Origin of the sequence: Aciduliprofundum boonei T469 (genome assembly GCF_000025665.1) — an archaeon.
In the GTDB taxonomy this organism is placed as follows: Archaea; Thermoplasmatota; Thermoplasmata; order Thermoplasmatales; family Aciduliprofundaceae; genus Aciduliprofundum; species Aciduliprofundum boonei.
On sequence record NC_013926.1, the window covers coordinates 458,316 to 471,596 of the forward strand.

The 13,281-nt window shown below is 37.0% G+C and carries 12 protein-coding genes; 9 read left to right on the forward strand and 3 right to left on the reverse strand.

The window, feature by feature from the left end:
- The first annotated feature begins 4 nt into the window (after positions 1–4).
- Positions 5–1,120: a glycine cleavage system aminomethyltransferase GcvT gene (gene gcvT / locus ABOO_RS02365; RefSeq protein ID WP_008082483.1), complete on the forward strand. Its 1,116-nt coding sequence runs from the start codon at positions 5–7 to the stop codon at positions 1,118–1,120.
- A 30-nt stretch (positions 1,121–1,150) separates the two neighbouring features.
- Here the strand turns inward: gcvT and ABOO_RS02370 are convergent, their stop codons facing one another.
- Both ABOO_RS02370 and ABOO_RS02375 read right to left on the reverse strand, forming a co-directional pair.
- Positions 1,151–1,756 carry a zinc metalloprotease gene (locus tag ABOO_RS02370; protein WP_008082127.1) on the reverse strand — a complete coding sequence of 202 codons (606 nt, stop codon included), beginning with the start codon at positions 1,754–1,756 and terminating at the stop codon, positions 1,151–1,153.
- Positions 1,753–5,646, reverse strand: a complete 3,894-nt coding sequence (locus ABOO_RS02375; protein WP_008082020.1) for a tetratricopeptide repeat protein — start codon at positions 5,644–5,646, stop codon at positions 1,753–1,755. Before ABOO_RS02375 ends, ABOO_RS02370 begins: the two co-directional genes overlap by 4 nt.
- A gap of 128 nt (positions 5,647–5,774) precedes the next feature.
- Between ABOO_RS02375 and ABOO_RS02380 the strand changes: the two genes are divergently transcribed.
- Positions 5,775–6,032: an H/ACA ribonucleoprotein complex subunit GAR1/NAF1 gene (locus tag ABOO_RS02380; protein WP_008082041.1), complete on the forward strand. Its 258-nt coding sequence runs from the start codon at positions 5,775–5,777 to the stop codon at positions 6,030–6,032.
- A complete protein-coding gene (locus ABOO_RS02385; RefSeq protein ID WP_008082725.1) occupies positions 6,016–6,954 on the forward strand; it encodes a transcription initiation factor IIB in 939 nt (312 codons plus the stop codon). The genes ABOO_RS02380 and ABOO_RS02385 overlap by 17 nt, the downstream gene beginning before the upstream one ends.
- On the opposite strand, the gene ABOO_RS02390 is transcribed toward ABOO_RS02385, so the two are convergent.
- Complete coding sequence (locus ABOO_RS02390; RefSeq protein ID WP_012997143.1) at positions 6,955–7,596, reverse strand: N-glycosylase/DNA lyase; 642 nt, start codon at positions 7,594–7,596, stop codon at positions 6,955–6,957.
- A gap of 84 nt (positions 7,597–7,680) precedes the next feature.
- On the opposite strand from ABOO_RS02390, the gene ABOO_RS02395 reads away from it, so the two are divergent.
- Genes ABOO_RS02395 through ABOO_RS02420 form a run of 6 tightly spaced genes read left to right on the forward strand, consistent with a single transcriptional unit; the run spans position 7,681 to position 13,264 of the window.
- On the forward strand, positions 7,681–7,872 hold the full coding sequence (locus ABOO_RS02395; RefSeq protein ID WP_008082108.1) for a hypothetical protein: 192 nt from the start codon (positions 7,681–7,683) through the stop codon (positions 7,870–7,872).
- Positions 7,873–7,903: 31 nt separating this feature from the next.
- On the forward strand, positions 7,904–8,830 hold the full coding sequence (twy1, locus tag ABOO_RS02400) for a 4-demethylwyosine synthase TYW1 (RefSeq protein WP_012997145.1): 927 nt from the start codon (positions 7,904–7,906) through the stop codon (positions 8,828–8,830).
- Positions 8,831–8,861: 31 nt separating this feature from the next.
- Entirely contained in the window at positions 8,862–11,369 is a 2,508-nt protein-coding gene (locus ABOO_RS02405) for an ABC transporter permease (RefSeq protein WP_008082313.1), read from the forward strand.
- A complete protein-coding gene (locus ABOO_RS02410; protein WP_008082276.1) occupies positions 11,369–12,031 on the forward strand; it encodes an ABC transporter ATP-binding protein in 663 nt (220 codons plus the stop codon). Before ABOO_RS02405 ends, ABOO_RS02410 begins: the two co-directional genes overlap by 1 nt.
- Positions 12,012–12,416 (forward strand): GIY-YIG nuclease family protein, encoded by a 405-nt coding sequence (locus ABOO_RS02415; protein ID WP_008082604.1) that lies wholly within the window; start codon positions 12,012–12,014, stop codon positions 12,414–12,416. The genes ABOO_RS02410 and ABOO_RS02415 overlap by 20 nt, the downstream gene beginning before the upstream one ends.
- 20 nt (positions 12,417–12,436) lie before the next feature.
- Positions 12,437–13,264 (forward strand): PfkB family carbohydrate kinase, encoded by an 828-nt coding sequence (locus ABOO_RS02420; protein WP_008082064.1) that lies wholly within the window; start codon positions 12,437–12,439, stop codon positions 13,262–13,264.
- Positions 13,265–13,281: the final 17 nt, after the last annotated feature.

Consider the following 13,281-nt stretch of genomic DNA (forward strand, 5'->3'; position numbering starts at 1 on the left):
TCCTATGAAATATACTGCATTGCATGATGTCCATAAGAATATGGGTGCTAAAATGACAGAGTTTGCCGGCTATGATATGCCTTTATGGTATACGAGCATAATAGATGAGCACAAAGCTGTAAGAAAAAGTGTTGGGGTTTTTGATGTTTCACATATGGGAGATATTATTGTAGAAGGTCCTGATGCTACAGAGTTTTTAAGTTTTATACTTCCAACAGATTTTTCTAAGGTAAAAGTGTGGAAAGCAACATATACTGCTTTTATAAATCATAAAGGTATACTTATAGATGATACTATAGTAACAAAATTGGCAGAGGATAGATACTTATTGGTGCCCAATGCTGCCACATCTGATTTGATTTATAACTGGCTTTTTGCTCTAAGTGGAGGGTACAATGTAAATATAAAAAATTTAACCTCTGAGTTTTCCTGCTTAGCTGTTCAGGGTCCGAATGCAGAAAAAACCTTGCAAAAAATAGTTAACGAAGATTTAAGTAAAATAGGATTTTTTGAAGCTAGCTATGTAGGATTGAAAGATATTAGTATAGAGGATAATGAAATATCTGGAAATAAGGCATTTATCTCCAGAACTGGTTATACTGGAGAGGATGGTTTTGAAATAATTGTACCAAATGTAAATTCTAAAGACTTATGGTTCAAAGTTCTTGATGCGGGAAAAGAGTTTGGTATAAAACCCTGTGGTTTAGGAGCGAGGGATACTTTAAGAATGGAAAAGGGATTTTTGCTTAGTGGTCAGGATTTTCATCCTCAGCATGAGCCTAGAACGCCTTTGGAGGCGGGGACATCTTGGATTATTGATTGGGAGCACGAATTTTTGGGAAGAGAGAAACTTTTAAAAATGAAAGAAGAAAAGAAATATGATCTCTTCAGAGGAGTTATAGTGAAGGGTAGGGGGATACCCAGACATGGGTACAAGCTTTATAAAGATGAGGAGGAAATAGGTTATCTTACCAGTGGTACAATGTCTCCTACTTTGGGAGTAGGCATAGGGCTGGGCTATGTGAAAAGACCTTACATTAAAGTGGGTACAGAAGTTTATATAGATATAAGAGGTAGAAAGGTAGAAGCGGAGATAAGAAAGCCAAGATTGGTAAAGTAACTCCATTGGAAATGGTGGGGTCTCCCTAGATTATATGAATATATAAAAAGAGGCAAAGCCAGCAATACTCAGCATTAGGAGTACTATGTATATGTATATATTCCAGTTGAGAATTTTAACTCCATCCATGGGACCTATAGGTAGAAGGTTAAAAAATGCCAAAAAGAAGTTAAGGGAAGCTATATAAGCAAACATTGCGAATAAATAGTGAAAGGGCATAATAAAAGCTGCACCTAAAAGAGAAAAACCTGCAATTATATTTGTTATAGGTCCTGCAGCGGATATTTTCCCATTCTCATCCTTTGAAGGAAAACCATAAACATAGACAGCTCCAGGAGCGGCAAATAAAAAACCCATGAAACTACTTAAAAAAGCGATGAGTAATCCCATTTTCCAAGCTCTAAAAGCTGCTGGATAACCGTATTTGAATGCTACATATTTATGAGCCATTTCATGTAAGAAGAAGGCAATAAGCACGGCCAAGAAAGCAGTTAAAAGATCCAGTAAGTTTATTATACCATGAAATAAAAGATATCTTGAGATCAAAATATAAAATGCGAAAGTCAAAATTAATAAAGCTAAGGCGATATCTCTCTTTTCCTCTGGATAAAATCTGAAATTGCCAGGGTATCTCATAGATAACTCCCCTCCTCAGTACTATTTTCCCTCTCATCCATTTCTTGAATTTCTTCATCATTTATTTTTGCATTCTTCTCAACTTCTTCAGAAGTTTCCTCCTCGAGCTCTTTGAGCAAAATCTGAATAAGCTTTGCTTTACACACTCCCACATTAAGGTTCATCATAATATTCAGAACGGAAGTGTTTTGGAGATTCAAATCTAAAACCTTTCTGAGTAGGCGCTCATCATCTTTAGTTACCCTGTCTATTGTGTTTTTATTCAAACAAGTTTCTATGTATCCGAGCAAAATTTTAGCATCTTTAACCGAAAGCTCTGAATTGGCTACAATGTCCATAAGTGAAAGATTATCAATTTTCTTCAATTTGTTGGCAATTTTCAAGCTCTCCTTCTCTAAAAACTTCTGCTCTTTCTCATCTAAACTCTCAATTTTTATTTTCTCAATATCCCTAATGTAAGTGAAAACCTTGGAGAGTATATTAAGGGGAATGTTGAGATTTTTAAAAGCATCTTTTTTAGTTACCTTCTTGCCAGTTCTATACTCATGAAGTAATATTTTTCTAGCATATTTCTCTAGTTCCATTTCTTCTATTATCCTTTCACAATCAGCTTTTCCCTCCTGAGCAGAAGTCAAATCTGGATTAATCTCTAACGCTTTATTAAAAGCTCTTAAAGCCTCCTTTGGTTTGTTCAATTTGAGTAAGAGCAAACCCTTAGAGCTCCATATATGAGCATCCTCTGGATCCAACTCTAAAGCTTTTTCCACATAGTTCAATGCCTTATTTAGATATCCTGCACCCTCGTAAGCAAAAGACAAGAATGTGTAAACAGCCTTATCCTTCGGATCAATTAGAGAAGCTCTTTCAAAAGCTTTTATGGCCTCATTATATTTGTTTAGGGTGAGATAGCATCTACCTAAACTAATCCAGGAGCTCTTATCCTTCTTATCAATGTCCACTACCTTATTATATATTTTTACAGCATCTTCATACCTTTCCTCAGCCTCCAGAGCTTTGCCCAGGAGGCGAAGGGCATCTAAATTGTTATTTTTACCGAGAGGTTTTAGAAGAGCTATTACATCATCATATTTTCCTAATTCGAACATTATGGATGCAAGGTTGATTCTGGCATCATCAGAATCTTCTAATTCAAAGGCCTTGTTTGCGTAGTTGTACGCAGAATTTAAATCACCCATTTTCAAATAAATCCTTGAGCCCAGGAGATAGAATTTGGCATCCTTTTTCCATTCTATTGCCCTTTCTATAGACTTTATAGCCTCCTGCAGATCACCTACCTTATAATACGCCTTAGCGAGCTTGTGATATATATGAGGAGAGGCATTTAAATTCAAAGCATCCTTATAATGTTCTATGGCAGAGGTGTAATTTTTCAAATAATAATATGTATCTCCAAGAAGCTCTAATAACTCTGCATTTTTATTCAATTCTAGAGCTCTTAAAAGATACTCTTTGGCATCTTCATATTTTTTTAGTTTTATCAATGCAGAGCTTAAATCTCTTAAATTATCATAATCCTCTGGAGCTATTGATAGTATTTTTTTGCAAACATCTATGGCATCGGCAAATCTATTATGCTTGAGTAAGGTAGCTTTTAGTTCATAGAGCAAAACATCATTATCAGGAAAAATCTCTAAAGCATCTCTGTAAGTGGCTATAGCGCTGTCAACCTTGCCCATGGAATCGTAAGCAACAGCCAGATCTCTCCACGCGGAGATGTTTTTCTTGTTTATTGTTAATATTTCCTTAGAAGTTTCAATCACACACTCATAGTCCTTAAGCTCTTTACAGACATCCTTCTTCAAGACTAAGAATTTCTCCTTTCTCTCGTAATTTAAAGCTAGATTTAGGTCTTTTAATGCAGCCTCGTATTCTCTCTTTTTGAACCTCAGGTAAGCTCTCTTGTAAATATATTCCGAATTACCCCTTTCCAGCTTTATAAGAGAAGTGAATATTTTGAGTGCCTCATCGTAATTACCTAATTTAATTAGAGAATCGCCCTTCTCGTATAGGGCCTTGGTAAATTCAGAGTTTAATTTGAGGGCTGAGTCAAAACTCTTTATTGCTTCCTCATATCTCTTTATTTTCTTGAGACAAATACCCTTTTCGTACCACAACCTCATATCATTTGGATCCAGCTTTAAGGCTTTTTCGTAGTACTCTACAGCTTCGTTGTATTTTCCAAGCTTCTCCATAACCCAGGCAAGATTCTTCCAGTATTTTTTATTATTTGGATTTATAGTTGATGCCTTTTCGAAAGAATATCTTGCATTTTCTAAATCTCCAAGTTTATAATAAATCATCCCAAGAAGGTTCCAGCCCTCATCACTATCCTCATTGAGTTTTAATCCCCTCTCAAGAGTTTTTTTAGCATCATCGTATCTGCTAACGATATAATATGCTCTAGCCAAATCCAGATAGGTTTCAAAATCTCCCTCCATGGAAATTATCTGAGTACCTGCGTTTATAATTTCCTGGGGTTTATTTAGATCCTTGGCTATATCCTTTCTCAACTTCCAAAGTTCTATATTAGAAGGCTCTATTTCTGTTGCCCTTATAGCAAAATTAAGAGCACTTTCTAATTTTCCGACTTCCCTATAAGCCTTTGCTTCATCCACCAAAGAACCAATATCGTTAGGTTCAATTTTTAGAATATCTTCGCATATAGATATAACCCTCTCCCATTGTCCCTTCTTTTTCATAATTTCTTTTTGAAGTTTGAGAGTAGGAAGATGCCTAGGCAGAGATTTCAAAATATCCAGAGTTATATTATAAGCCTTTTCCAGCTCTCCAGTGTGATAATAGCTTAGGGCAAGGTCATACATAAGCTCTGTGTCTTCATATCCCACATCTAAAAGACCCACACATGCTGCGGCAAGCTCATCATAAACCTTCAATTTTTTTGCAACATCTCTTCTGAGTAGAAGAGCGGACTCGTATTTTTTATCCAGCTCCAAAGCTCTATTTATGGACTTTAAAGCCTCGGAATCTCTTTCAAGAATATGGAGGACAGATGCTTCCAAATACCAGGATTTTTTATCATTGGGATCAATTTTTATAGCCTCTTTAAAGCATTTCAAGGCCTCTTCATACTCACCCCTCTTCTTGTAGAGAATGCCCAAATTAATCCATGACTTTTTATCATTAGGATCAATTTTTATGGCTTTTTTAAGTGCATTTATTGCCTCTCTCATTCTATCAATATTTGCATATGCAGCACCAAGATACACCCAAGCTTCTTGGTGCTCTGCATTTATACTCACAACTTTCTTCATTATTTTTACACATTCAGCATAACTCTGAATTTTGTATAATTGTACACCTTTTTTGAATAAAATTTCAAGGTCTTTTGGTCTGTACTCCAAATATTTGTCATAGTATTTTATCTCGTCAGGATACATTTTTATGAGCTTTTTATAAACATCTAATGCCTCGTCAATATCTCCCTTAAGTTGATATATTTCAGCTTTTGTCTCCCAAACCTCTTTACTCCGCCTGTCTATCTGTAAAGCCTTTTCAATTATATATGCTGCTTTCTTGTACTCCTTTTGCAGGGCTAAAAGCATAGCATAGTTCGTGTATGCGCTTACATTAGAAGGGTCTAATTTTTTTGCGAGTTTGTATGCTTCCAAAGCATCCTTTATAGCACCAACTTTTTGCAAAGCCATTCCAGTATTTACTAAAAGAGCAGAAAAGGATTCATTTTCATTCTTAATTAATTCCAAATTCTCGTTTATTAAATTAATTGACCTTCTCAAATAATCCTTACCTTCTGGGTTGTTTTTATTAATTAGCTTTACTCCCCTCTCATATAATTTTTCCGCCTTTCCGTAGAGCTTCATCTCTTTGTTGAGCAAATTCTCTAGGACCACTACCTCTCACCTAAATCAGTATTCTCAAAGGTATTATTAAAATTTTCTAAGAAATGTAAATGCTGCTATAAAGAATATAAAAAATTTTCACAGAAAAATTTTTAATATTTACGAAAAGTTTAAATACTATGAAATCCATTTCATCCATTGTGAAAAGTGTTAAAGGTAATGTGGTCTGCATCGAGGGCAATTACATAATCGCTAGAGCCAAGGTTAAGAGGAGCGGTCAGAAGGTTTACACGCCATCTGGCAAGTATGTGGGAAGGGTTGTGCGAGTATTTGGTCCTGTTGAAGCTCCTTATATCAAGGTGAAGGTAGAAAGAAAATGGGGGAGGAAGGTGAGCGAGATTGTAGTAAGAGGTGATAGAAATGGGAGAAAAAGATAAGAGGAAATGGATAGACGAGATTACGAGATGCCCAGAGTGTGGCTCTACACATCTTGTTAGGGATTACGAGAGGGGTGAGCTTGTATGTATGGATTGTGGACTCGTTATAGATGAATCTTACATAGATCAAGGTCCTGAATGGAGGGCATTTGATTCCGAGCAGAGAGATTCTCGCACTAGAACTGGAGCTCCGATGACATACACGATTCACGATAAAGGTCTCAGCACAGAAATTTCTTGGAAAAACAAAGATTCCTATGGGAAAAATATACCCACAAGAAGCAGGGCCCAGCTGTATAGGTTGCGTAAATGGCAGAAGAGAATTCGAGTTAGTAACTCAGCCGAGAGGAACTTAAGTCAAGCGCTTCAAGAATTGGAACGAATGTCATCAAATTTGGGATTGCCTAAGGATGTTCGTGAAACAGCCGCCGTGATTTATCGCAAGGCGGTTAAGGAAAATATGATTCGTGGGAGAAGCATAGAGGGTGTTGTTGCTGCGAGCATTTATGCTGCTTGTAGAATGCTCGGAATTCCGCGCACCCTTGAAGAGATATCAACGGTTACGAGGATAAAGAAAAGGGAGATAGGAAGGGTTTATCGTATAATGAGTAGAACACTGAAGTTGAATATATATCCAACGAAGCCGGAGGATTATATTGATAGATTCTGTTCTAAACTAAAATTGAGCGGCGAGGTTAAAAAGAAGGCATATGAGATAATAAAGATGGCAAGGGAAAGGGATATAATCTCTGGAAGAGGTCCTACAGGGGTAGCAGCTGCAGCCATATACATAGCAGCCATACTTATGGGCGAGAGAAGGACACAGAGAGAAGTGGCCGAAGTTGCGGGGGTCACCGAAGTGACCATAAGAAATCGCTATAAAGAACTTGCAGAGAAATTGAATTTGCCTGTGGAAGTTTGATTATTTGAAAATTAACCCAGCTTCCTTGAACCATAATACAAGGTCAAGATGAGCCATAGGTACGCCTATTTCCTTTGCAAATCTTCTCATTTTTTCTTCTATCTCCAAATATTTTTTCTTTGTTAGAGTTTTTGGAATTACATCTATAACCCCTAAACTCACAAGATTTTTGAGTATGTGTCTATCCAATATTGCCAAACTCTCTCCAAGTCCAATGTTTCTCAAAAAATGACTTGCTTCTTTGTAACCCATACCTCTTATATTTGCCACCAGAAATTCACGCATTTCTATGGGCGAGGAGAATTGAGATAGCACGCCTCTTATATTTATTTTTGAATTTTTAGAGAAGAAAGTTCTTGCGGATACGATATTTTTTGCCTTCGTGTATTTGAATCTCACTCCTGTTAGGAAATCTACAATATCCTCCGAAGAGCCAAAAAATAGGATACCTGAGTCACGCAGCTCTTCGATAGCTCTCCAGCACACAGTCGCTTTTGATTGAGGAGTTAAGAGGCAGAAGGCAAGCTCGGCAAAGAGCTCTTCATCGGAAGCATTTTTCCATAGGGATTTAAACTCATCTAATCTTCTCTCTATTTCATCCTTTTTTTCATACCATATTTTCAAGATCTCATTTAAACTCATAATAGTGTTATGGAAAATCGACCTATTAAAGTTATCATTATCACTTTAGAAAATATTAAAAACCTGTTAGAGATATGGGATAGCATGGCAGATTACGAGATGCTGGAAGTGGTTAAAGTATCGGAGACAAAGAACGGGCAGTACAGAATAACATTGAAGAAGAAAATAGTAAAGGAATTTGATGTAAAAGGAGGGGATTATTTAGTTTTTATGAGGAACGATAAGGGCGAGATTGTAGTAAAGAAATTGCAGCTAAAGGATATCAAGCTTGATTAATTTTATATACTTCCTCTCCTAAGGAAGCGCTATGGATCCAGAGATAGAGAGGATACTCCGCAAGCAGGGCTATGCGATTGTAGGGAAGCATAGTGCTGTAAAGCTCTGCCATTGGCTTAGAGAGAGTTTGATTCATGAGCGTCCTTGCTATAAACAAACTTTCTATGGAATAAAAAGCCATCGTTGTCTCCAAATGAGTCCAGCGGTGAATAACTGCACGCATAACTGCCTTTTTTGCTGGCGTTTTCAGGGATTCAGTGAGGTTTATATGAAAGAAGTTGATGAGCCAGAATTTATTGTGGAGGAGAGTATTAGACAGCAGAGAAGATTAATCACGGGATATAAAGGAGACCCACGGGTATCTTTAGAGAAATGGAAGGAGGCCATGGAGCCAAGGCATGTGGCTATATCCCTCACGGGAGAGCCTACGCTTTACCCAAGATTGGGAGAATTGATAGAGGAGTATCATAAAAGGGGATTCACCACATTCTTGGTTACAAATGGTACCATGCCTGAAATTTTAGAAAATTTAGACCCTTTGCCCACACAGTTATATGTTACCCTGGCTGCACCCAACGAAGAAATATACAAAAAATTGATGGTTCCGCTTATAAAGAATGGATGGGATAGATTAAAAAGAACTTTAGAACTTTTACCATCTTTAGATACGAGAAAAGTTATTAGGCACACTCTTGTGAAAGGTTGGAATATGAAGAATGTTGAGGAGTATGCAAAGCTTGACACTCTTGCAGAACCGCACTTTATAGAACCAAAAGCCTATGTTTTTGTTGGATATTCTAGGGAAAGATTAACAATTGAAAATATGCCCTCTGCGGAAGAAGTTGAGAATTTTGCTCGTAAATTATCTGAGCTCACAGAATATAAGTACGAGGATGAAAGGAAAGATAGCAGAGTAGTGCTCCTCATGAAAGAAAATGTCCAGAGGTTCATAGAGTAAAATTTTATACTCTTCTTTATATACCCTTTTAATGATACCAGTATCCAGAAAGAGATTGTTCACCACCACGGTAGGAATAATTCTCGCAGTCGCCATAATTTTCACATCTTATACGCTCGGGAATAATATGGCAAGGTATCAGCTTTATTATGATATTGAGAACAATCCATATCAGATTTCCGTGGTTGGTAGTGGAAATTACACGGCAATAATGAAGGCCTACAACCAAATTGAGAATTTGAGTAATGTTAGGCAGACACTTCTTCATATTTGGGTTGAGGGATATTATGCTTTAAACAATATTACCATAGCTTATCAAAGGGGACTTATGGTTAATTATTTTAAAGGATATGATATAAAAATAGTGGCGGGAACATATCCAAAGAATAATCATGAGGTTTTGATTACAAAGTTCGCTTATAACTCTCATGCCTTGAATATAGGAGATAAGGTCCAAGTTATTTATACCACCCAGTCTGAGCAAATGTTCTTTGAGAATTACACCGTTGTAGGAGTGGCTGATGTTAAAGAACCCCTGAAGCAAGATAATGGGCAGGGAGATATGTATGAGGGAATAATAGTTACCAAGGAAGCAATGAAGTATTTGGGTGAAAAAGGGATGCCATATCAGGCGGGATATCTTGTAGCCATAGAGCCACAATATCTTTTAAGTTCTAAGGATTACAAAGAAGTTCAGAAGAAGATAGACGATATGAGTTATGAAGTTCGCACAATTCTCGTCTCCAATGGAGTCTATTATATGGGTTATGGCAACTCCGCAGAATGGGAATCCAACGCTAATATGTATTCACTTCTCTTTGCTATATTTTATTCCTTGCCCGTTATAGTTATGGGTGTTTATTTAAGCAATGTTGGAGTGGAAATAGAATTCTTGGAGCGCAGGAGGGAGTTTGGTGTTTTGAAAATTAGGGGTGCAACAGGGAAAGAGATAAGCAAGATGATTTTATTTGAAGCGTTGATTTATTCTCTTGTGGGAGGAATTATAGGTTATTTGCTTGGAGAAGCGTTGGCATATCTCTCAAATATCATGTTTTTCCATTACCCTTACTTCCTTCTTGATATTGGTATCTGGCCTCTGATTGCATCTATATTCTTATCCATAGCACTCTTCTTGGCCTCCATATATTCACCACTTAAAAAAATAAAAAAAGAGCCAATAGTGAGTTTGATATCCCATTATGCACAGGCATTTAAGGAAGCTGAATATACTAAGAGGAATAGGGATTTGTGGCTTTCTGCCCTATTTTGGGGGTATATGATTCTAGTACTCTGGTTATCAAAGAATGTGAACTTTTATGGGGGTTTAAACATCATCGTCATCCTTGCTTTTATACTAATTAGCACTATGTTCTTTATGTTCCCTTTGATTTTGATAATGCTTCCCTTGGTTATGAGCAGATTGCTCACCATGGGTACAAGTAAAGTTTACAGGGTAATTGCCTCAGGAGTTTCAAAAATATTTAAGACATCAGGAGAGCTTGCCGAAAAGGGAATAGAAAGAAGCCCTAAGAGAACGGCGTATCTTGCTTTCATCTTGGCTTTTATTCTCACATTATCCACATTCATTGCAATAGCTATGGATAACTATAATTACACAGCAGAGATTGAGCAAAAAGCCCAGGTTGGCGGAGATATGCTTATACAAGTGCACAATGATATTCCTTGGGATATTTTGAATGATAGCTCTCTTGTTTCAAAATATGTTGTTATTTATAGATATGGAGATGAATACGGGGCACCTTTATACATAGCAAATATGCAAAAATATATGAATACAATCTACAATGGCAAGTTGTTTCTAAAAGAAGGAAAATTAGATGGATCTGGAGTTGTATTGTCTTTGAGTTATGCGAAAATGGAAAATGTTGGTGTTGGAGATATGGTTGCAATACAAGTGAATCAAACTTCTCAATATTACAAAGTTGAAGCTATAGTATACTCCTTTCCAGGATTGCCTACTGATTATGTAGTTGATAAGAGCAAACCTACCGGAATACCAGATACGATAATAATCAGAAGTTCGAATATAACAGCTTTGGAGAAGGCATTGGATAAAAAAGGATATTCTTATGAACTTCCTCCAAAAAAAGATGAGATGCAGGCTATGCAATCTCAGTTTATGAATACTCTGCTTCTTTATTTAGTAATTTTGGGGGCAGCATCCATATTCATAGTGCAGTATTCCTCACTTTTAAATAGGAGGGGAGAGATAGCATTGTACAAAGTTAGAGGAGCGAGGAATAGGCAGATAGCAGCAATGCTTATGACAGAGGGAATAACAGTAATTATCCTCTCACTTATAATTGGTGTGGCGGTTGGAATGGCCCTGGCATACATGATATCTTCTATGTCCAGCGTCTCTTCATACATTCCTGAAATTTTCATTATAGGTGCAACTTTCCTTATATATACGGGCGTTCTTGTGCTAGCCTACATGATTTCCCAGTACATTCTCTCATATATATTTGCAAGAACTAAACCAAGCGAGGTGATAAGAGGTTTGGGAGGTGAAATTTGATGATTGAAGTTGAAAATTTAATAAAAGTTTATAGAAGAGGCGAGATAGAAGTTATAGCAATAAGGGATGTAACCCTCTCCATAAAAGATAGGGAATTTGTTATGCTTGTAGGTCCAAGCGGTTCTGGAAAGACAACATTTTTGCATCTTTTAGGAGGTATAGATAGACCTACTGCTGGTAAAATATTTGTGAACGGTAAAAACATAGCATTCTTTAATGATAAAGAACTAACCGATTATCGTAGAAAAGATGTAGGCATGGTTTTCCAATTTTTTAATTTAATTCCCACTCTGACAGCTATAGAGAATGTAATGCTTCCTATGCAGTTTATAGGAATGGGCAGGAGCGAGAGGAAAAAAAGAGCCGAAGAATTATTGAAACTTGTAGGGATTTATGAAAGGAAGGATCACTACCCAGATGAGATGAGTGGTGGAGAGCAGCAGAGAGTTGCTATTGCAGTTGCATTGGCTAATGACCCACCTCTCATTTTGGCAGATGAGCCAACTGGAGAACTTGACACTCAAACGGGTTTGGAGATTATAAAAATCTTTAAAAAGTTAAATGATGAGGGCAAAACGGTTATAATAGCCACGCATGATATGCGCTTGGAGAAATATGCCACAAGAATACTTGAAATCAGAGATGGAAAAATTACCGGATAGAGGAATTTATCTTCTTTTAATTTTTAAAGATAATGAGGAAGAAATTAGAGTAGGCGCATTGGGCAAAATAAAATTTGATATGGGATATTATGTTTATGTTGGCTCCGCTCAGAGAAATTTAAGGAAAAGGCTGGAGAGACATTTTAGAAAAGAGAAGAAAATTAGGTGGCACATAGATTATCTCTTATCCCGTGCCAGAATATTGGATTTCTATGCCAAGAATTATCCAAAATCTTACGAGGAGAAAATTGCGATAAAGTTGGGAGAGAAATATTCGTACATTCCGAACTTTGGCTCAAGCGATAGTAGGGCTCCATCTCATCTCTTCAAAATAGAAAAGAATGATTGGTTATGCATCAAAAAATTTTTGAGAGGTTTTAAATAATTTTGTGAAATTTCAATACTATGTCTTACCTTCTTTATTTCGGGCATGTAAACATCGATGTAATGCTCAGGGTTCAAAATTTTGGAAATGTAGGTGAGAGCAGAGAAGTATTAGGATATGAAACTAGGCTTGGAGGAACAGCATACAATGCTTATATGTCCCTTCTTGCTCTGCGTGTGCCCTCTAAGATTTTCTCTGTTATAGGGCCAGAGATTGAAGGTATAGATGGATACTTTGTGAGAGATGATAAAACCCCAACCTGCTGGCTTATAAGCGATGGGAGAGAGCAGATGGCATATGTATATCAGGGTAAGTGGAAAGAGCTGGATAGAATGGAAATTGATATACCCTTAAAAGATTTTGAATGGCTCCACTTCTCCACAGGAAATCCTAAATTCTATATTGGGGTGGCAAGGAAAGCAAAAGAATTGGGCAGAAAAATAAGTTTTGACCCTTCGCAGGAGATTCATTATATTTACGATGAGAAAACATTTATGGAAATGTTATCCTTGGCCGATTTATTTTTCTGCAATGAGAAGGAATATGAAAAAGCATTAGATTTTGCTAAGGATAAACTTTTTGAGAAGATTATAATTAGAACTGAAGGCGAGATGGGAGCAAGTATATATATGCCGAATGAGGGATGGGATCACATAGAGGCTGAGGAAGTGAATGTTGTGGACACCACTGGGGCGGGAGATACTTTCAGAGCAGGGTTCTATGCAGCATTATATTATGGCTATGGAATAAAAGAATCGGTCAAGTATGGAAATTTGGCAGCAGCAAAGGTTGTGCAAACCAAGAGTACATTTTACGCTGGTACTTGGGATGATTTGAATGAGAAATAAGATATAGGGGAAGTGAT